Below are 18,211 nucleotides of genomic sequence, written 5' to 3' on the forward strand. Positions count from 1 at the left end.
ATGCGCTGGCTATTTCTGTTGACGCTGTTTTGTCTGGCTATCCTCGGTTTGTTAAGCCGTTACGCCGAGTCCGCCACGTTACAGGTCGCCCCCGTGACGCTGAATCTTAACCCACATCAGCGCGCCGCCGCCCTGTATCTCACCAACACAGGCGATACGCCGATTCACGCGCAGGTGCGAATCTATGACTGGACGCAGGACGATGGTAAAGACGTCCTCACGCTGACCGACGACATCGTCAGCAGCCCGGCGGTGGCCTCACTGGAGCCGGGACAACAGCAACTGGTGCGCATCGTGGTACTCAACCCAGGCTTACACGCGCATGAACAGAGCTTTCGCCTGCAGATCGACGAACTGCCAGGGCTTTCCGCCGCTGGCGCCAGCCATACCAGCGTCCATTTTCTGTTGCGCTATTCGATCCCGCTGTTTATCGCAGCGGAACACAACGCGGCGCTGGATGACATTTCGCAGCTCGCCTGCGCGCAGCAAGAGACGGATATCTGGTGCCAAAACCGCGGAACATCGCATATTCGTCTGAGTAACGTTCAGGCGCTGGCGAACGATGGCCGCCCCATAGAAACACTCCCGGGTCTGGCGGGTTATGTACTGGCAGGACAGCGGTTCATGCTTCCGTTTAAACGCGATCACCGTCGCCTGCTATCCGCCCTGCGCGCCTATCTGAATGAAAATACTGAAGCCAGCCTGCTTAAGGTACATCCTGCTGCTGTGGCTACTGCCCATGACACTCCACGCTGAACCCTCTGCGAAAACCACGCTGTACCTGTCCATTACCGTTAACCATTATGTTCACGACGGACTCTGGGCGGTACGCGTTGAGGATAACGCTCTCTGGCTCGCCAGCCGCGACGCGAAATCTCTGGGGATCGCGTTGAACGATGACAGTCGCCCCTGGATCGATCTCGCTTCTCGCAAGGACATTAAGGCGGAGTTTGACCCTCTGCAACAGCATCTGTCGCTAACGCTCAAACCGTCGGCATTAAACCATCGTCAACATCTGGTTAGCCAGCCGCCCCCGTCGTCACAGGTGCTGCCGCAGGCGGAAACCATGGGGACGCTCTCTCTCGACTATTCACTGTACGCCAGCGAAAGCGCAGCGGAACGACAGGCAAGCGTCCAGAGCCGGATGCAAAGCTCCGGATGGCTGCCTGGCCAACTGAGCAGCAGTATGAACAGCCGCATTCAGCAAGGGCAGAATGACGCGCGCACCCGCCATACCCGTCTGATGACCGCCTGGCAATACGATATGCCGCAGTCATTAACCAGCCTGACGCTCGGTGACGCCATCACCACCGGGGTAAGCTGGAGCCGCCAGGTACGGTTTGCCGGGCTGCATCTGTCGCGCAACTTTCAGCTTGATCCCCGGCTGAATACCGCGCCACGGGCAGAATTCAGCGACAGCGTGGTTTTGCCGTCAACGGTCGATTTGTACATTGACGGCCTGCGACAAAGCCGCCAGCGGGTCGCGCCGGGCAACTACGTTCTGGATACGATGCCGACCTTTTCTGGTCGCGGGCAGGCGCAGGTGGTGATCACCGACATCAATGGACAGCGGCGAGAGGTCACTCTCGACGTATACGGTACGCCAGACTTGCTGGCGAAAGGGATGAGCAGCCATTCGCTGGATATCGGTTGGCTACGGGAAAATTACGCCGAACACTCAAACGATTACGCCGCATCCCCGCTACTGGATGCGGGATGGCGCTACGGGGTCAGCAACCAACTGACGCTGGGCGTCCATAGCGAGCAGCATCGACAGGCGCACAATATCGGCATCGCCAGCGACTGGCTACCCTCGCCACGCGCCGGGGTGCTCAGCGGTCATCTGGCGACCAGCCAGGGAAAGGTGGGCAACGGCGTGAAATGGGGGCTGGGCTATCAGTGGAACGCGCAGGGCAGCGGTTTTTCGCTGAATACCAGCCGCAGCAGCGACGACTGGTCTGATATTGCCCGGGTCAGCGGAAGTCTGCCCGTCAGTCGCAGCGACAGCCTGTGGCTCAGCCAGGCGTTACCGGACTGGGGCACACTCGGTGCGGGCTGGGTGCGGCAGGACAGCGTACGCTACATCAATGCCAGTTGGTCGCGTACCTTTGATAACCGGATTTCTGCCACGCTGGGCTATAGCCATTCACTCAGCAATGGCGACAAAACCGTTCAGCTTCTGCTCTCTTTGCCACTGGGAAGGCGGGACACGGTGTCGTTCCAGACCCGCCAGACCGCAACTCGCTGGGATTATCGCCATCAACCTGATGACCTGCAGGGCGGCTGGTCCTGGCAGCTTGCCCGCAGCGACGGTCAGCTCAGGCAGCAGCATGCGGAACTTGGGCATTTGAGCCGCTATGGCGAATGGCGCGTTGGTCTGGATCGCGACAACCGCGAGAACAGCCGCTACCTCACCGGCGAAGGCTCCCTGATGCTACTGGAAAAACACGCCTATGCGCTGCGCTACAATCAGCAGGGCATGGCGCTGATCACCACTAACGGCATAGGTCATATCCCCATCGCCATCGAAAACCGGCCTGCGGGCGAAACCGATGAAAATGGCTTTCTGCTGCTGACCGATCTGCCTCGCTACCACCAGAGCAAAATTACCCTGGATCCGCTGAGGTTGCCGCCGGACGTGGTGACGCCGATGACGGATATCCACGCCGCGCCGGGCGTCACCGAAGCGGTGAAGGTCGACTTTCACGTCCACCGTTCGCGGTTAGTCACGGCAAAGGTAGTGGATAAACAGCGTCATCCGCTTTCGATGGGCAGCAGGGTCAATACTCCCGACGGCGCCACGATTGTCGGACGCGACGGGTTTATCTGGCTGGAAAATCCGCCCATGCCGGGAAAACTGGAGATACAACAGCCGGCAGGACGCTGCCAGATCCGTCTGCCCGCCTCTGAACCGCAGGCTGGTCCGGTTAATCTGGGAGAGCTGTCGTGTCTGTAAGCCAGCGCCCGCTGTTCGCGCTACTGCTGTTTATTCTGTCGGCTTTTAACGCCAGCGCCAGCAAATGCTGGATAACCCAGGGCGCAGGCGTCACGTTTGGTACGCTGGTGACCGGCAGCGCCAGTACGACACATGCCAGCGTCCATTTCAGTTGCTATGCCGATTTCGGCGAAACGCGCTACTTCAACGTCTGCCTGAGCAGCCTTGAAGCCAGCCCGTTTAAGATGACCTCCAACGGCGATGAGGAAGGCAAGGCGTACACGATGCTGTTTAACCTGTACAGCGCCGTGGACAATACCCGGCCGCTTACCGCGCAAACGGCGGGTCGCGCGCTGCAAACGCCGCTAACGGTGGGCGGCAATCAGGTCGGCAGCGGCAGTTTTCCCTTAAACGCGGAGATCCCCGCCGGGCAGAATAACCTGCCGGTGCGCAGTTATTTTAACTATGCCCTCGGACTGAAATTAACGTGGAATAGCGCCACCCGCCCCGAGGCGCTCACTGCCTGTCAGGACGGCGTATCACAAGGCGAAGCCATCGACAGCGCCTCACACGCCAGTGCAACTCTGTCAGACAGCTGTTTCATCCAGAATGTCTCGCCGCTCAACTTTGGCGTGGTAAACAGCACCGCATTACGCGGCCAGGTGAACTCAACGGCATCGATCCGTGCCCGTTGTCCTGTCGGCACGCGCTATTCCCTGGGGCTTAGCGTCGGAGAACATGCGCGCGGGCAAAACCGCCAGATGTGCAATTCGCAACAGCAATGCCTGACGTACAACCTCTGGCAGGATGCCGCCATGAGCCGCCCCTGGGGAGACCAGATCGGCAACAATACGCTGGAAATGGACCATCATAACGGCAGCATTCAGGATGTGACGGTGTACGGCAGCGTACCGGCGCAAACCTTAACCGGCACAGGTGAGTTCAGCGACGATGTTGTCGTAACGCTCACTTATTAATCTGTTTAATACCGGTCTGGATCAATGTTACCGATAACATTTAGCGTTAAAATTATTCACGCACTAAATAAATACACCGCTACTCTTTCACCCGGACTACCAATAATCCCATGAAATACCTGCTTGCAGACATGCTCGTTTACGACAACGAGGATGGTACGCTTACACTCCAGAATGACGCCGCTGCGGAAAGTCAGTCGTTAACCTGCACCGCGCAGACCATTCTGAATCTGCTGATCGACCACCACGGCATGGTGGTTGAACGCGAGACGTTCCTGCAGGAGGTGTGGGATAACCGCGGCCTGCACGGCTCCAGTAATTCACTAAATCAATACATCAGTATCCTGCGTAAAATGCTGGCGACGCTGGTGCCCGACAGCCTGTTTATCGTCACGGTGCCGAAAGTGGGGTTTATGCTCAGCGCAGATATGCCCGTGATCCCTCTCGACACAGAAACGCGCGAAAGCGCCCCCGCGTCCCCCCGCTCCCCGCGCATAACCGGGTCGTTGATACTTGTGACGCTCATCGTGACGGGGTTATGTCTCGCGGCATTGTTCTGGAATGCGCATCGTCAGCGTGCAGAATTGTTTCTGCTCAGCCACATTGATACCTGTCCGGTTTACAGCTTCACTCCCTTCCCTGACGGCTTTCGCGAACAGGCGGATGCGCTACTGGCGCAGATACAAAAAGCCGGTGAATTTCGCTGTCTGCCCGACTCGCTCTTTTATGTGCACATTCAGGATCCGCTGCTGTATGGCGATCAAGGACGGCTGGTGCTCTCGCAGTGCTCGCGCTTTCGCGGACACACCAGCAGTTGTCAGACCTTGTATTACTATGAGTGGTAGACCGTGAAACAGAAAAAAAGGATCTTCGCCGTTCTTGCCCTCAGCCTGCTGGTGATTCTGAGCATCTGGCTGTGGATCAAACACAGTGAGCAGTTGGCCATGACCTGTCAGGGAGGCCTGGTCTTTAAGGATCGGCGGGCAGACAACCCGTTTACCTTTGAAGGCGTCGTGGTGATACATTTCACGCCCGACGGCACCGGTTATTTCAGTCTGAACGGCGATATCATGAATAAGCAGAATCACTGGACAGTGTCGCGCCAGCAGAATTTCAGTTGGAAGCACATCCATGACGCTTTTTACCAGTTGCAGATCAATCAGGTTGAACGGTTCGGTCATGATGACGTGCCCGCGGGGGTGTTCGAAAAATACGCCCTTGGGACAACGCAGAACCAGAAGCGCCTCTTAAACATTCAACGAACGCCTGATGAGGCGGTTGTCATCAGCAACTATTACTCGCCGCTGCTGGTTTGTGCGGGATAAAAAGACAGCGCCCCACACTGCTCCGGGCGCTGTATGGCAACAGCTAAAACGTTATCACGCCCTTGATCAGTTCCCGGTTATTGATCACTTCACGTTCGAAGATCCCGGCAAGCTGGCTGAACGGATAGCGATGCGTCAGCATCATTTCAGCGGTCAGCTTGCCTTCCGCCATCAGGCGCCCCACTTTGGCAAAATCTTCCGGAGTGGCATTACGGCTGCCCATCAGGGTGGTCTCTTTCTTGTGAAATTCCGGATCGGAAAACTGAAGATCGCCTTTGAACAAACCGACAAACACAATCGTGCCGCCGTGACGAATCAGGTTAACGGCGTTATTCATCGCGTGCGCGCTGCCAGTGGCATCCAGTACTTTCTGTGCCAGCGCGCCGTCAAATTGCGCACGCAGCTGCGCGTCAAAGTCTGTGGCCGACGGATCCACCACCGGCAGCCCCAGGCGGGTGGCGACATGTTCGCGCCGGGCTGGGCTGGTATCCGCCACCACGACCTGCGCGCCATCCGCTTTGGCGATCGCCGCTGCGCCCAACCCGATCGGACCCGCCCCCACAACCAGCACCTGCTCGCCCGGCGCAATTGCCGCCCGTCGAACCGCATGCGCGCTGATGGCATAAGGCTCAATCAATGCCGCCGCTTCCGGCTCAATATCTTCCGCCAGCAGTAGATTCGTTTCCGGGACGCTGAGATACTCGCCAAAGCCGCCGTCCTGGTGAACGCCGATAACCGAAATATGTTCACAGCAGTTTGTGCGACCGCTCAGGCAAGCGGGACACTGTTGGCAGGCGACGTAAGGGATCACCGCCACCTGTTGACCGACCTTAAGATGAGTCACCTTTTCGCCGAGCGCGACAATATCCCCACATATTTCATGGCCTAATACACGCGGATAGTTAAAAAAAGGTTGGTTCCCGCCCCAGGCATGAATATCGGTACCGCAAATACCGACAGTTTTTATTTTAATTAACGCCTCATACCGCGCCGGAATCGGAATTTCTGTTTTTTTCACTATTAATTTTTTGGGTTCCTGACAAATCAACATCGTCATTGTGGACATAATCATGCACTCCGGTTTTTTCGTTGCTTCAGATATTGATGAAATGCGAAATAACGGCGTAACCGGAAAGCTAATTTGTGAAACTCTACGCATTAAAATGTTTTAAATCGGGTTTTAATGCGCAAAAAGGAGGAAATAATGAGCCGTTCACAAAATTTACGCCACAATGTCATTAATCAGGTAATCGACGATATGGCGCGCGGCCATATTCCCTCTCCGCTGCCGTCGCAAAGCGCGCTGGCGGAAATGTACAACATCAGCCGGACAACCGTGCGCCATATCCTTCATCACCTGTGCGCATGCGGCGTACTGACGCCGGTGGCGGGTGATTACGTCATCGCCCGCCGTCCGGACGCCGACGACGGTTTTGCCTGCACAACGGCGTCGATGGCGGAGCAAAACCGGATATTTGAGCAGGCGTTTTTCACCATGATCAACCAGCGTCAACTGCGCGCGGGCGAAACCTTCTCTGAACTTCAACTGGCGCGCGCGGCGGGCGTAAGCCCAGTCGTGGTGCGGGAATACCTTTTAAAATTCGGGCGTTATAACCTCATTCAAAGTGAAAAACGCGGCTACTGGAGTATGAAGCAATTTGACCAGTCGTGGGCTGAACAGCTTTTTGAGCTACGGGAGATGCTGGAGACGCACGCATTGCAGCATTTTCTCAATCTACCCGATGACGACCCGCGCTGGTTACAGGCCCGAACCTTGCTTGAGCGCCACCGGACGCTGCGCGACAGCATCGGCAGCAGCTTTCGCATGTTTTCCCAGTTGGACCGGGATTTTCACGCGTTGCTCCTTTCCGCTGCAGATAATATATTTTTTAATCAGTCACTTGAAATTATCTCCGTGATCTTTCATTTCCACTATCAGTGGGACGAGCGTGACCTGAAGCAGCGCAATATCATCGCCGTCGACGAACACATGACCATCCTCAGCGCATTAATCTGCCGAAGCGATCTCGATGCCACGCTGGCACTGCGTAACCATCTGAATACCGCGAAACAATCGATGATTCGCTCAATCAATCAGCGTGTCCAGGAGACGTATTAAAGACAGATTAAAAACAGGATTCCGGAACCCACCGCACGCTTTTATCAAAATAAAAACGCGGAAGAAATATCCCTTACCTATGCTCACGAACTGTCGACGTTATTAAAAAAGCATTGTGAGCGGCGGGGATAAAATATTCCTTTGCCGATCGTTTACATGAACGCTGCGCGACACGATGTCCCGCAGAAAATAATAAACACAAGTAATGGGAGTCCGGCGTGGAAAAAGACAATATTACCCTCGACCCGCGTTCTTCATTTGACAAACCGGCCACTGCCGATATTACCGTCCCGCCTGAAGGCATGGTACAACGCAGCAGTCGAATAAAACGTATTCAGACCACTGCAATGATTTTATTATTTTTCGCGGCGGTGATTAATTATCTTGACCGTAGTTCGCTGTCGGTGGCGAACCTGACGATCCGGGAAGAGTTAGGGCTAAGCGCCACCGAGATCGGCGCGCTGCTGTCGGTCTTTTCTCTGGCCTACGGCATCGCCCAACTTCCCTGCGGCCCGCTGCTGGACCGCAAAGGGCCACGCATTATGCTCGGCCTCGGCATGTTCTTCTGGTCGCTGTTTCAGGCGCTTTCCGGGATGGTGCACAGCTTTACGCAGTTTGTGCTGGTGCGCATCGGCATGGGGATTGGCGAAGCGCCGATGAACCCGTGCGGCGTGAAGGTCATCAACGACTGGTTTAACATCAAAGAGCGCGGTCGCCCAATGGGCTTTTTTAACGCGGCATCCACTATTGGCGTAGCCATCAGTCCGCCGATTCTGGCGGCAATGATGCTGGTCATGGGCTGGCGCGGCATGTTTATTACCATCGGCGTGCTGGGCATCTTTCTCGCCATCGGCTGGTATATGCTGTATCGCAACCGCGAGCAGGTGGAACTGACCGCCGTCGAGCAGGCTTATCTGAACGCCGGGAGCGTCAACGCCCGTCGCGACCCGTTGAGTTTTGCCGAATGGCGCAGCCTGTTCCGCAACCGCACCATGTGGGGCATGATGCTCGGCTTTAGCGGCATTAATTATACCGCGTGGCTGTATCTGGCCTGGCTGCCAGGGTATCTGCAAACGGCCTACAGCCTGGATTTAAAGAGTACCGGGCTGATGGCGGCGATCCCTTTCCTGTTCGGCGCGGCGGGGATGCTGGTCAACGGCTACGTCACCGACGGGCTGGTAAAACGCGGAATGCAGCCAATTAAAAGCCGTAAAATCTGCATTATCGCCGGGATGCTGTGCTCTGCAGCCTTCACCTTTGTGGTGCCAAACGCCACCACCTCCATGAGCGCGGTTCTGCTGATTGGCATGGCGCTGTTCTGTATCCATTTCGCCGGGACTTCCTGTTGGGGTCTTATCCACGTGGCTGTCGCTTCACGGATGACCGCGTCGGTGGGGAGTATCCAGAACTTCGCCAGCTTTATCTGCGCCTCGTTCGCGCCGATTATTACCGGCTTTATCGTTGATACCACCCACTCATTTCGCCTGGCGTTGATTATTTGCGGCTGCGTCACCGCAGCAGGCGCGTTGGCTTACATCTTCCTGGTTCGCCAGCCAATTAGCGATCCCCGTAAGGTGTGAAAGGCAATATACTGAGCGGATGAAAATACACTGCCGCCCCACCACACTTGCTGATACCGCCGACCTGCCCGCTATTGAGCGCTCGGCAGGACGGCGCTTTTTAGCCGTTCCTGCGCTTGCCTGGATCGCTGACGACACCATTACGACTGTGGAGCAGCATCGGGAATATGTCTTAGCCGGAATGAGCTGGCTGGCAGAGACCGACGGGCATGCCGTTGGCTTCCTGCTCGCAGAAGCACTGGAGTCTTCGCTGTATATCGCAGAGTTTTCGCTGCATCTCGACTGGCAGGGGAAAGGAATTGGTCGTCAGTTGCTCAACGTTGTCAGACAATGGGCTGATGAACAGGGCTATACCGCGATGACGTTGACCACGTTTCGTGACGTGGCGTGGAACGCGCCGCTGTATGCCCGGCTGGGCTTTGAGATGCTCGACGAGGACTCGCTGCCAGCCGCATTGCGTCAGAAGCGAGAAGCAGAAACGGCGCGGGGTATCGCCCGTGGATCCCGCTGCGCCATGCGCCTGCGTCTGAGGTAAACGTCCGAGGGCGGCTACGCTTTCCCAGGCCGACGCTTACCCGGTAGGCCGGTTAAGCGCAGCGCCAACCGGCGGCGTTCCTTCGCCACCGGCTTTACCGCTTAAAACGTTTCCCAGTTCTCGCCGGTATCCGCCACAACGGCCTTGCGCGGCTGAACGGGTGCCGACACCGGTTTCACGCTGGCGGTTTCGCGCGCGCGCTGCTGCTCCTGCTGGATGCGGAACACGGCGACAGCCTGAGTCAGGCGGCTGGCCTGCTCTTCCAGCGCTGCAGCCGCCGCTGCGGACTCTTCCACCAGCGAGGCGTTCTGCTGCGTGACGCGATCCATCTCCGCCACGGCCAGGCCGACCTGATCAATCCCACGGCTTTGTTCGTCAGACGCGGAGGCGATTTCGCCCATAATGTCGGTTACGCGCGTGACCGCGTTCACGATCTCATCCATCGTTTCGCCCGCGCTTTCCACCAGCGTAGAGCCAACGTCAACACGGCTCACCGAGTCTTCGATCAGGCTCTTGATCTCACGCGCCGCCTGGGCGCTACGTTGCGCCAGATTACGCACTTCACCGGCGACCACAGCGAATCCGCGGCCCTGCTCGCCTGCACGCGCCGCTTCGACCGCCGCATTAAGCGCCAGGATGTTGGTCTGGAAGGCAATACCATCGATCACGCTAATAATGTCGGCGATTTTTTGCGAACTGGAAGCGATATCGCGCATGGTCTGCACCACGTTGTCCACCACTTTGCCGCCTTTTTGCGCCGTCTCGGAGGCGCTAAGCGCCAGATGGCTGGCCTGACGGGCGTTTTCGGCGTTCTGCTTCACGGTAGCGGTCAGTTCTTCCATGCTCGCCGCGGTCTCTTCCAGAGACGCCGCCTGTTGTTCGGTACGGGAGGAGAGATCGTTGTTGCCCATGGCGATTTCACTGGCGCCGCTGTAAATCGCGTTCGCGCCGTTACGCACATCACCCACGGTACGCACCAGCTCGCCCTGCATATGGCGCAGGCTCTCCGCCAGCTGGCCCATTTCGTTAGAGCCTTCCACATCAATACGCTTCACCAGATCGCCGCTGGCGATATGGCGAATACTTTCAATCAGCCGGTTCATCGGCGCAATCAGCGACAGCTTAATGCCAAACCAGACGGCAAAAATCACCACCAGTACCGCGAGCAGCACGCAGCCAAGCACCCACATCGCCTGATTGTAAGAATTGTTGTTGTCCTTGACCGCCTGGTCATAAAGTCGGTCGTTCTGCTCAAGATAGCTCACATACTGCTTCTCAAAAGCGTCCTGATATCCCTGGGTTGGCTGATCGAAAAACGCGTTGATATTACCCGCGCCGAGCAGTTGTATAAGTTCAGCCAGCGCATTGTGGTAAATATCGTAATTGCGTTTGATCTCAGCCGAAGCCGCTTCGCTTTGGCGCGGGTCACGCGGCAACGCTTCGTAATCGGCCCAGTTTTTTTCCGCCTGTTTCAGCGACGCCGTGGCTATCTGCATCAGATCCGCCACGGTCGCGCCGCTACCGATGTTGTTCTGATCCATCATGTAACGGATACCCGCGCGGTTCAGGGTATTGCGGGTCTGCAACAGCGCCACCCAGCTACCGTTTAGCGTGGACTGTTGCTGGCGAATGGTTTGTAAAACGGTGAAATTCTCTTTGTCATTCTTCAATGCGTTAAAGAACAGACCGCCTGAGGTGAGTTGTAAAAGGCCAAACAGCGCCAGGACCAGCAATAAGCTGGTCACAATCTTGATACGTTTTAACATGTTTTCTCTTTCCGCTAGACAGATACTCTGGTTTTCGGCCTGGAATGAGAAAACTTTATGGAACCGCGGGCGGTATCACAGGAAATTTGCTTAATTAACTGGCAATAACGGTGATAACCCACTCTGCAAACGGGCAGCGGGCGGCTGCCCGCGTACGTTACAGCAGTGCTGAAATCTCCTCATACAGTGAGCGTGGGATCGTTACGCCTGCATCCTGGCATGTTTGCCGCGAGATGAAACGACGCTCGCCCGGCAGCCGCGCCCCCTGCGCCTGCATTGAGGCAAACAGCGTTTCAGCACGATCCAGATGTACATGGGCTTCCGCACCCAGAAACCGTTCAGGATCAAGCGCCAGGATCAGCTCGCCGCCGTACGGCAAACCGCCTGCGCCATCGTCCCAGGCCAGCGACTCTGCGCTGGTCATATCGCCAATCAGCGGCCCGGCCAGCAGCTCCACCATCGCGGCGAAGGCGGAGCCTTTATGCCCGCCAAACGTCAGCATCGCGCCATCCAGCACCGCCTGCGGATCGGTAGACGGTTGCCCTTCACTGTCGATTCCCCAGCCTTCGGGTATGGGCTTTCCGGCTCGCAGATGAAGCTGAATTTCACCGCGCGCCGCCGCGCTGGTCGCCATATCGAAAATATACGGCGGCTTGTCTTTTCGCGGCCAGCCAAAGGCGATGGGGTTCGTACCAAACAACGGACGCGTACCGCCAGCCGGCGCGACCCAGGCATGGCTTGGCGTACAGGCGTAGCCGACCAACCCGGCGTCGGTGAGCGGTTCGATATCGGCGAACAGCGCTGAGAAATGCACACAGCGATTAATGGCCAGCGCCGCGATGCCGCAGGTTTTGGCTTTGCAAATCAGCAGCGGCAGCGCCTGTTCATAGGCCACCAGCGAAAACGCGCCGCCCGCGTCGGCTTTGACAATCGCGGGGGCCTGATCGGTAATGACCGGACGCGCATCCGCAGAGACTTTTCCCTTACGCAGGGTGTCGACAATCCCCAGCAGCCGCCACAGGCCATGTGACGCGCATCCGTCGCGTTCACCCGCCGTGACGTTACGCGCGATAGCATCTGCATGTTCAGCGCTAAAGCCGTTTTTACATAACACTTCGCGTGACAGCGCATAGGCCTCAGAGAGTGCGAGGGTGACGTTTTCCATGTTCTTCTCCTTATAAGGGTGTCGGCAATAAGCGTAGACCCTTATTGCCCGAGGCCACAGTATTTTTCATTGTGATCTCAGTCACATAAAATCAATCCCTTAACGGTCGTCTTTACCGCTTACTGACACTTCTGACCGCTTAACTCAACATTTGACCGCTTATCCATTTACCTTACTTTACGCGCGCGTACCTCTGGCAAGATCGCTCCACCTTAGTCGTCATTTTTTCTCCTCAAACGCAACGCAAACCCAACGGCTTCGGCCAATTATTCATCTTAGAAAACCAGGTTTTACTATGGATACTAAAAAGATATTCAAGCACATACCCTGGGTGATCCTCGGGATCATCGGGGCCTTCTGCCTCTCGGTAGTGGCCTTACGTCGGGGTGAACACGTCAGCGCCCTGTGGATCGTGGTCGCTTCCGTGTCGGTATATCTGGTGGCTTACCGCTACTACAGCCTGTACATCGCCCAAAAGGTGATGAAGCTTGACCCTACACGTTCAACGCCTGCGGTCATCAATAACGATGGCCTGAACTATGTTCCGACCAACCGCTACGTGCTGTTTGGTCACCACTTTGCCGCTATCGCTGGCGCGGGTCCACTGGTTGGGCCGGTTCTGGCGGCGCAGATGGGCTACCTGCCGGGTACGCTGTGGCTGCTGGCGGGCGTGGTGCTGGCCGGGGCGGTGCAGGACTTCATGGTACTGTTTATTTCTTCACGCCGTAACGGCGCGTCGCTTGGCGAGATGATCAAAGAAGAGATGGGCACCGTGCCGGGGACCATCGCCCTCTTTGGTTGCTTCTTAATCATGATCATCATCCTCGCCGTCCTGGCGCTGATCGTGGTCAAAGCGCTGGCGGAAAGCCCGTGGGGCGTCTTCACCGTCTGCTCAACGGTGCCGATCGCGCTGTTTATGGGCATTTACATGCGCTTTATTCGCCCCGGTCGCGTGGGTGAAGTCTCCGTGATTGGTATCGTTCTGCTGGTCGCCTCGATCTATTTCGGCGGCGTGATCGCGCACGACCCGTACTGGGGCCCGGCGCTGACCTTTAAAGACACCACCATTACCTTTGCGCTGATCGGCTACGCGTTTGTTTCCGCACTGCTGCCGGTCTGGCTGATCCTCGCGCCGCGCGACTATCTGGCGACCTTCCTGAAAATCGGCGTTATCGTCGGTCTGGCGCTGGGTATCGTTATCCTGAACCCGGAACTGAAAATGCCTGCGATGACTCAGTACATCGACGGCACCGGCCCGCTGTGGAAAGGCGCGCTGTTCCCGTTCCTGTTCATTACCATTGCCTGCGGTGCGGTCTCTGGCTTCCACGCGCTGATCTCGTCCGGTACCACACCGAAACTGCTGGCCTGTGAAACCGACGCGCGTTTCATTGGTTATGGCGCAATGCTGATGGAATCCTTCGTAGCGATCATGGCGCTGGTTGCGGCATCCATCATCGAACCGGGTCTCTATTTTGCGATGAACACCCCGCCTGCGGGCCTGGGCATCACCATGCCGAACCTGCATGAAATGGGTGGCGAAAACGCGCCGCTGATTATGGCGCAACTGAAAGACGTCACCGCACACGCGGCGGCCACCGTCAGCTCCTGGGGCTTCGTGATTTCGCCAGAGCAGATCCTGCAAACCGCGAAAGACATCGGTGAACCGTCCGTGCTGAACCGTGCTGGCGGCGCACCGACGCTGGCGGTAGGTATCGCGCATGTCTTCCACAAGGTGCTGCCTATGGCGGATATGGGCTTCTGGTACCACTTCGGTATTCTGTTTGAAGCGCTGTTCATCCTGACCGCGCTGGACGCCGGTACCCGTTCTGGCCGCTTCATGCTGCAGGATCTGCTGGGCAACTTCGTGCCGTTCCTGAAGAAAACTGACTCTCTGGTCGCCGGCATTATCGGCACCGCGGGCTGCGTGGGTCTGTGGGGCTACCTGCTGTACCAGGGTGTGGTCGATCCGCTGGGCGGCGTGAAGAGCCTTTGGCCGCTGTTCGGTATCTCTAACCAGATGCTGGCTGCCGTGGCGCTGGTTCTCGGCACCGTGGTGCTGATCAAAATGCAACGCACCAAATACATCTGGGTCACCGTGATCCCTGCGGTCTGGCTGCTGATCTGCACCACCTGGGCGCTGGGTCTGAAACTGTTCAGTGACAACCCGCAGATGGAAGGCTTCTTCTACATGGCTAACCAGTACAAAGAGAAGATTGCCAACGGCGGCGAGCTGACCGCTCAGCAGATCGCCAACATGAACCACATTGTTGTGAACAACTACACCAACGCAGGCCTGAGCATTCTGTTCCTGGTGGTGGTGTACAGCATTATTTTCTACGGTTTTAAAACCTGGCTGAAAGTGCGCAACGTGGACAAACGTACCGATAAAGAAACCCCGTACGTTCCGGTTCCGGAAGGCGGCGTGAAGACATCTTCACATCATTAAAAACCGAGACCGGGTGGCGCTGCGCTTACCCGGTCTACGTATGATGAGCGCCGCAGTAAAGTAGGCCGGATAAGGCGTTAGCCGCCATCCGGCTTAATTCATTACAGGTATAAGACAATGTTTGGTAACTTAGGGCAGGCAAAAAAGTACCTCGGCCAGGCGGCGAAGATGTTGATTGGCATTCCAGACTACGACAACTACGTCGAGCATATGCAGACCAATCATCCCGATCAGCCGTACATGAGCTACGAAGAGTTCTTCCGCGAGCGCCAGCAAGCACGCTACGGCGGCGACGGTAAAGGCGGCATGCGCTGCTGTTAGAAGGAGAAGTGAATGACCCCGATTGCAGTCACCCTACTCACCGGATTTCTTGGCGCGGGTAAAACCACCCTGCTGCGCCATATCCTCAACGAACAGCACGGCTATAAAATCGCTGTTATCGAAAACGAGTTCGGCGAAGTCTCCGTCGACGACCAACTCATTGGCGATCGCGCCACGCAGATAAAAACCCTGACTAACGGCTGTATTTGCTGCACCCGCTCCAACGAGCTGGAGGATGCGCTGTTGGACCTGCTTGATAATCTTGATAAAGGCAACATCAGCTTTGACCGGCTGGTGATTGAGTGCACCGGCATGGCCGACCCCGGTCCGATCATTCAGACCTTTTTCTCCCATGAGGTCATTTGCCAGCGTTATCTGCTGGACGGCGTTATTGCGCTGGTCGATGCGGTTCACGCCGACGAGCAGATGAATCAGTTCACCATCGCCCAGTCCCAGGTCGGTTACGCCGATCGTATCCTGCTGACCAAAACCGACGTGGCGGGCGGGAGTGAAAAACTGCGCGAGCGGCTGGCGCGCATCAACGCCCGCGCCCCGGTATATACCGTGACGCATGGCGATATTGACCTCTCTCTCCTGTTCGATACTAACGGCTTTATGCTGGAAGAGAACGTGGTCAGCGCGACACCACGCTTCCATTTTATTGCCGATAAGCAGAATGATATTTCTTCCATTGTGGTGGAACTGGATTACCCGGTAGATATTGGCGACGTTTCGCGCGTGATGGAAAACCTGCTGCTGGAATCCGCCGACAAACTGCTGCGCTACAAAGGCATGTTATGGATTAAAGGCGAACCCAACCGCCTGCTGTTCCAGGGCGTACAGCGTCTGTACAGCGCCGACTGGGATCGCCCGTGGGGCGACGAAACACCCCACAGCCAGCTTGTGTTTATTGGTATTCAATTGCCGGAAGACGAAATCAGAGCCGCATTTGCGGGGCTGGAGAAGTAATATCTCCCTGCCCGACAGGCCGGAGAAAGCGTTTACGCTATTATCCGGCGCCGACCAGCGTGCTTACGCAGGCTATTTCTTGTTTTGCTCTCGCAACATAGCTTCACGCAAAATAGCATTAAGGCGTGTCTGGTAACCTTTTCCCGGCCGTTTCAACCACTCCATAACGTCAGCATCAATACGCACGGAAGCCTGTGTTTTTAATGGACGAAAAAACTTTCCACGCACCGCCTCAGACCACGGCTCATTCCCTGCGGGAGGAATGTCGCTGTAATCAATGTCATCATCAGTTTTTTTCGCCAGCGCATTAAGTTCCGCCTCATGCTGAGCACCGATCGCGGGTGCGTTACCGCGCTTGTGTTTAACCATGCTCATAATGATACCTCTCTTTCCTGTCTGCCTTACGGGCGCTGATAATACAAATAACCTCAATGCCACTTTCTAACCGAACGCTATGAGCAACCAAAATGACTACGATGCTATGAACAAGACCGATAGTCTGCCAGCGATATTCTCCATTCTCATAACGATCCTGACGCGACAGATGCCGGGGGTCATCGAATACCAGAACGGCATCCTCAAAGCGAACGCCATGTTTACTCAGGTTACTCTTTGCCTTGTTTGTATCCCATTCAAACTCCATCGGCATGTCATTTCCCTTTATTGTATATACAAAAAAGTATAGACAATCATCTCACAATTATAACGACACTGTTGGAAATAGCTTCACAATTTTCTTTAATACGGAAAAATGGGCCCAAGTTACCGTAACGCGAAAATTACTCTCACCTTTCTGTTAAGTGATTAATTCCATGGTGTTTTATCAATTTTATGGCAAGCTATTGCTAATGTAGTCGTTAAGGGATCAACGTAAAGAATTACAAAGTGATTACCCCGCTTTTTCCAACTTATGCCCAAGTAAAAGCGATGATGAAGGCGGTTACAGGCTATTCCCTGAAATCAATACGTAATATGATTAACGCCATCTTCGAGCAAACCGCTACGCCGCAAAAGCCCGTGGACTGGTCCGAGCCGGATAACTGGATCCATGACCGTCTGACTGGCGAAGATGCCGAAATCGCGCGCCGAATCTGGGAAACGGGCAACCATATACTTAACCCCCGCCACAGCTACGGCTATTACCTGTTCCTGAACTATCCGTTATTTGAACTGATGAAAAGTACGGAGAACGACGTCTGGTTCCCGACCGTTCGCGGCGAACGGTTTTTACTGGACGACGAAGAGACGCTACGTTGGTTAGACGATCTGGAAGGCCTGTTGCAACTGCTGGAGTTACTGGCAGGACGTGACATGTCCCGTCGCGCGGATCTGCTCACCGAATGGCAGGCATTTTTACATCAGCATTCCAGATTTGCTTCCGATCGTTCGGCCAGGAGCACGCTGTACTCGCGTTTGTATAATCTTATCGATCGCAATCTGGTCGCCCGCGAGAGAATGAGCTATCGCATTACCGACAGTGGTCGCCACTGGCTCGGCAAATCGCTTCCTGCACGCAACAGCGACCCGCGCAAGGAGCAGCTTGATGCGGTGAAGCGCTATAACGAACAGCAGAAAGGGGTTTTATGCGAGCAACTCGCCACCAGGAATCCGTACAAGTTTGAGCATCTGATCGGCCAACTGCTGGAAGCGATGGGTTATGAATAGGTGGAAGTGACCAAAGCCTCAGGCGATAAGGGTATGGACGTGGTCGGAAAAGTACAGGTCGGCATCTCCACCATTACCGAAGTGGTGCAGGTGAAGCGGATGCAAAATACCATCACACGACCCTGTATCGACCAGCTCCGCGGCGCACTTCCCTACCACAAAGCCATTCGCGGCACGCTGCTCACCACCAGCAAGTTTGCCGCCAAATGTGCGGAAGCCGCGCTGTTTCCGGGCGCCGCACCGATTACACTAATTGATGGCGATCGCCTGCTGGAGCTTCTGATTGAAAACAACGTCGGCATAAGACGTAGCAACGCCGTGGAGCTGTTGGACGTGGACTTACAGCTGTTTGATGAGCTGGAGCTGCAGTTAAGGGCGAATTAAACCTTTTTGCCGTTACTAGAACCG

The 18,211-nt window shown here is 56.0% G+C and carries 16 protein-coding genes and 1 pseudogene; 12 read left to right on the forward strand and 5 right to left on the reverse strand.

Annotation, left to right across the window (positions count from 1 at the left end; genetic code table 11):
- The 5 genes from CSE01S_RS19985 (at position 1) to CSE01S_RS20005 (ending at position 5,237) form a co-directional block, all read left to right on the forward strand.
- A complete protein-coding gene (locus tag CSE01S_RS19985) occupies positions 1-756 on the forward strand; it encodes a fimbrial biogenesis chaperone (RefSeq protein ID WP_042292289.1) in 756 nt (251 codons plus the stop codon).
- Positions 740-2,956, forward strand: a complete 2,217-nt coding sequence (locus CSE01S_RS19990) for a fimbria/pilus outer membrane usher protein (RefSeq protein WP_042292292.1) — start codon at positions 740-742, stop codon at positions 2,954-2,956. The genes CSE01S_RS19985 and CSE01S_RS19990 overlap by 17 nt, the downstream gene beginning before the upstream one ends.
- The gene (locus CSE01S_RS19995; RefSeq protein ID WP_042292293.1) at positions 2,947-3,912 is read left to right on the forward strand and encodes a Csu type fimbrial protein; all 966 of its coding nucleotides are present in this window, start codon (positions 2,947-2,949) and stop codon (positions 3,910-3,912) included. Before CSE01S_RS19990 ends, CSE01S_RS19995 begins: the two co-directional genes overlap by 10 nt.
- 110 nt (positions 3,913-4,022) lie before the next feature.
- Complete coding sequence (locus tag CSE01S_RS20000) at positions 4,023-4,757, forward strand: winged helix-turn-helix domain-containing protein (RefSeq protein WP_042292295.1); 735 nt, start codon at positions 4,023-4,025, stop codon at positions 4,755-4,757.
- Between the two features lie 3 nt (positions 4,758-4,760).
- Positions 4,761-5,237 (forward strand): FidL-like protein, encoded by a 477-nt coding sequence (locus CSE01S_RS20005; protein WP_042292296.1) that lies wholly within the window; start codon positions 4,761-4,763, stop codon positions 5,235-5,237.
- Positions 5,238-5,280: 43 nt separating this feature from the next.
- Here the strand turns inward: CSE01S_RS20005 and CSE01S_RS20010 are convergent, their stop codons facing one another.
- On the reverse strand, positions 5,281-6,303 hold the full coding sequence (locus tag CSE01S_RS20010) for a zinc-binding alcohol dehydrogenase family protein (protein ID WP_042292383.1): 1,023 nt from the start codon (positions 6,301-6,303) through the stop codon (positions 5,281-5,283).
- A 138-nt stretch (positions 6,304-6,441) separates the two neighbouring features.
- Here CSE01S_RS20010 and CSE01S_RS20015 point away from each other — a divergent pair, with 138 nt between their 5' ends.
- The 3 genes from CSE01S_RS20015 to CSE01S_RS20025 all read left to right on the forward strand — a co-directional run bounded on the left by CSE01S_RS20015 (position 6,442) and on the right by CSE01S_RS20025 (position 9,471).
- Positions 6,442-7,356, forward strand: coding sequence for a GntR family transcriptional regulator (locus tag CSE01S_RS20015; protein ID WP_042292297.1), 915 nt, complete (start codon positions 6,442-6,444; stop codon positions 7,354-7,356).
- Between the two features lie 218 nt (positions 7,357-7,574).
- On the forward strand, positions 7,575-8,936 hold the full coding sequence (locus tag CSE01S_RS20020) for an MFS transporter (RefSeq protein ID WP_042292298.1): 1,362 nt from the start codon (positions 7,575-7,577) through the stop codon (positions 8,934-8,936).
- Between the two features lie 19 nt (positions 8,937-8,955).
- Entirely contained in the window at positions 8,956-9,471 is a 516-nt protein-coding gene (locus CSE01S_RS20025) for a GNAT family N-acetyltransferase (RefSeq protein ID WP_042292300.1), read from the forward strand.
- A gap of 101 nt (positions 9,472-9,572) precedes the next feature.
- On the opposite strand, the gene tsr is transcribed toward CSE01S_RS20025, so the two are convergent.
- Complete coding sequence (gene tsr, locus CSE01S_RS20030; RefSeq protein WP_042292301.1) at positions 9,573-11,237, reverse strand: methyl-accepting chemotaxis protein; 1,665 nt, start codon at positions 11,235-11,237, stop codon at positions 9,573-9,575.
- A gap of 157 nt (positions 11,238-11,394) precedes the next feature.
- Positions 11,395-12,402: an Ldh family oxidoreductase gene (locus CSE01S_RS20035; RefSeq protein WP_042292302.1), complete on the reverse strand. Its 1,008-nt coding sequence runs from the start codon at positions 12,400-12,402 to the stop codon at positions 11,395-11,397.
- 295 nt (positions 12,403-12,697) lie between these two features.
- Here CSE01S_RS20035 and btsT point away from each other — a divergent pair, with 295 nt between their 5' ends.
- The 3 genes from btsT (at position 12,698) to yjiA (ending at position 16,138) form a co-directional block, all read left to right on the forward strand.
- Positions 12,698-14,848, forward strand: coding sequence for a pyruvate/proton symporter BtsT (gene btsT, locus CSE01S_RS20040; RefSeq protein ID WP_042292303.1), 2,151 nt, complete (start codon positions 12,698-12,700; stop codon positions 14,846-14,848).
- Between the two features lie 117 nt (positions 14,849-14,965).
- The gene (locus CSE01S_RS20045) at positions 14,966-15,169 is read left to right on the forward strand and encodes a YbdD/YjiX family protein (RefSeq protein WP_042292305.1); all 204 of its coding nucleotides are present in this window, start codon (positions 14,966-14,968) and stop codon (positions 15,167-15,169) included.
- Positions 15,170-15,181: 12 nt separating this feature from the next.
- Positions 15,182-16,138 (forward strand): GTPase, encoded by a 957-nt coding sequence (gene yjiA / locus CSE01S_RS20050; RefSeq protein WP_042292309.1) that lies wholly within the window; start codon positions 15,182-15,184, stop codon positions 16,136-16,138.
- A 72-nt stretch (positions 16,139-16,210) separates the two neighbouring features.
- Here yjiA and CSE01S_RS20055 read toward each other — a convergent pair whose 3' ends face one another.
- Positions 16,211-16,513, reverse strand: a complete 303-nt coding sequence (locus CSE01S_RS20055) for a BrnA antitoxin family protein (protein WP_042292311.1) — start codon at positions 16,511-16,513, stop codon at positions 16,211-16,213.
- Positions 16,500-16,787 (reverse strand): BrnT family toxin, encoded by a 288-nt coding sequence (locus tag CSE01S_RS20060; protein WP_042292314.1) that lies wholly within the window; start codon positions 16,785-16,787, stop codon positions 16,500-16,502. The genes CSE01S_RS20055 and CSE01S_RS20060 overlap by 14 nt, the downstream gene beginning before the upstream one ends.
- Positions 16,788-17,065: 278 nt before the next feature.
- On the opposite strand from CSE01S_RS20060, the pseudogene CSE01S_RS20065 reads away from it, so the two are divergent.
- Positions 17,066-18,187, forward strand: a pseudogene (locus CSE01S_RS20065) (restriction endonuclease).
- Positions 18,188-18,211 lie beyond the last annotated feature (24 nt).

This window comes from Citrobacter sedlakii NBRC 105722 (assembly GCF_000759835.1).
Lineage (GTDB): Bacteria > Pseudomonadota > Gammaproteobacteria > Enterobacterales > Enterobacteriaceae > Citrobacter_A > Citrobacter_A sedlakii.